This is a genomic window from Cutibacterium porci, from assembly GCF_009696315.1.
In the GTDB taxonomy this organism is placed as follows: domain Bacteria; phylum Actinomycetota; class Actinomycetes; order Propionibacteriales; family Propionibacteriaceae; genus Cutibacterium; species Cutibacterium porci.
Genome location: NZ_VUMG01000009.1, coordinates 1 through 2,058, shown reverse-complemented (window position 1 = coordinate 2,058; position 2,058 = coordinate 1). Strand labels below are relative to the sequence as shown.

Below are 2,058 nucleotides of genomic sequence, written 5' to 3'. Positions count from 1 at the left end.
AGGTAAATCCGCTTCCGCAAACGACAGTACCCCGGAGGTGTATTTCTTAACGTAAGGCGATGCGTCAATCAGCTCCCGGACTTCTTCCGGCTTCCCCTGCAGGACGGTGGCGCCTTCACGCTGCCGGTCTTTACCCAGCAGATAGTCCACCGGCCCGGCGCCACCGCCGCGGCCGCGCGGATGAAATTTAACGATCATCGTCCGTTCCTTTCTCAAGAACGGCGTGCCGCAGCCGCTCAAGGCCGGCATCGATGGCCATCAGCGCCGCCACAATCTGTACCCTGTCATGGCCGGTGCCGCCGCCGGCGTTAACACGGCGGGCTATCTGGTTCAGGTTATTGCCCATGCCGGCAAGCTGGCGCAGCAGCGCCGGCGAGAGTGAGGGGAGCTTTCCGGAACGTGCCGGCTTTTCGTCCAGGCAGATCTGCCGCATCCACGCCGCCAGCTGCCTGCCGTCACAGCGCTCGAGCAGCCGCCGGTGCTCGTCCTCCGTCACCCACATGGTGAGCATCTTGCTCCGTTTCTCTGACAAACCGGCCTCCTGATAACGCCGGGACGGGCGGGAAAGCCTTTCCCGGTCGGCGCGGGGTTGGACAAGCCGCAGGCGCGTCAGGCTGTTGGCGGGTTTCGGGGTGCAGCCCTGAACCAGTCACGAGCGCTAGCGGAGTGTATACTGGCTTACTATGTTGGCACGGATGCGAGTGTCAGTGAAGTGCTTCATGTGGCAGGAGAAAAATGCAGCAGCGGAGCGTCAGCAGAATATGTGATACAGAATATATTCCGCTTCCTCGCTCACTGACTCGCTGCGCTCGGTCGTTCGGCTGCGGCGAGCGGGACGGGCTTACGGATGGATCAGAAATTTCCTGGGGGATGCCAGGAAGATACTTAACGAAGAAAGCATAAGGCCGCGCCAAAGCCGTTTTTCCATAGGCTCCGCCCCCCTGACAAGCATCACAGAATCTGACGCTCAAATCAGTGGTGGCGAAACCCGATGCGGCTTAAAGATACCAGGCGTTTCCCCCTGGTGGCTCCCTCGTGCTCCCCCGCATTCCTGCCTTTCGGTTTACCGGTGTCACTCCGCTGTTATGGCCGCGGTTTCTCATTCCACGCCTGACACTCAGTTCCGGGAAGGCAGTTCGCTCCAGGATGGACTGTATGCACGAACCCCCCGTTCAGTCCGACCGCTGCGCCTTATCCGGTAACTATCAACTTGAGTCCAACCCGGAAAGACACGACTAATCGCCATTGGCAACGGCCATTGGCAAACAGGATGTGCGAGAGATGTCTCAAGAGTTCTTGAAGTGGCGGCCTTAGTGAGGCTACACTGAAAGGACAAATTTGGTGACATGTCTCGCACAAGACTGTTACCACGGTTAGGGGATCTGCCAGGATTACCTAACCTTCGAAAAACCACCTGCCAGGGTGGTTTTTTCGTTTACAGGGCAAGAGATTACGCGCGGAAAAAAAGGATCTCAAGAAGATCCTTTATAAATTAGACATCCAACCTCACAAAGAGGAATACTTAAATCATCTTGGTATATGTATCGGCCGGATTACATCTCATATAAGCCTCCTCCCCGCCTGACACCACACTTTGACCATAGCACCTCGCGCCTAACTCGATATACAGCCCACCATCAAGCCTCTTTTCACATAAAAAATGACCTATAGTTAGATGGTTAGTGACCAAAACTGATATGGATAAAAGGAGCTGGCTTTGAAAAAGATTTTTGTTTCAGTGTTCGCAGCGGCAGTTGCGCTTTCAGCCCTCACCGGCTGCACGCGCACAAGCTATGCCATACACACCAATGACGGTCGCACTATTGTCAGCGACGGCAAACCTAAAGAATCAGACTCAGGCCTGCTTGGCTATACAGACGCGAATGGTGTCAAACAGCAGATCAATAAAACCGACGTTAAAGAAGTCTCCGAAATTCCGCACTGAGCATCTTCTCCGAAAAAGGCCGCTAATGTGGCCTTTTTCTTTACCTGTGGTTCTCCGCCAAAATCCCAGCAAATTGCATCACCAAAGCTAAAAGCTTTCAGGGTTGTCTAAAA

At 54.8% G+C, this 2,058-nt stretch carries 3 protein-coding genes; 1 reads left to right on the top strand and 2 read right to left on the bottom strand.

Annotated elements, in window-relative coordinates; all coding sequences use genetic code 11:
* Positions 1 to 198, bottom strand: a 198-nt coding sequence (locus FYJ43_RS11885) for a hypothetical protein (RefSeq protein ID WP_456064358.1), incomplete at its 3' end; no start/stop codon positions are given.
* Positions 188 to 532 carry a MobC family plasmid mobilization relaxosome protein gene (locus FYJ43_RS11880; protein ID WP_031603520.1) on the bottom strand — a complete coding sequence of 115 codons (345 nt, stop codon included), beginning with the start codon at positions 530 to 532 and terminating at the stop codon, positions 188 to 190. The genes FYJ43_RS11880 and FYJ43_RS11885, both read right to left, overlap by 11 nt.
* A gap of 1,185 nt (positions 533 to 1,717) precedes the next feature.
* Here FYJ43_RS11880 and FYJ43_RS11875 point away from each other — a divergent pair.
* A complete protein-coding gene (locus tag FYJ43_RS11875) occupies positions 1,718 to 1,945 on the top strand; it encodes a YgdI/YgdR family lipoprotein (protein ID WP_021243043.1) in 228 nt (75 codons plus the stop codon).
* Positions 1,946 to 2,058 lie beyond the last annotated feature (113 nt).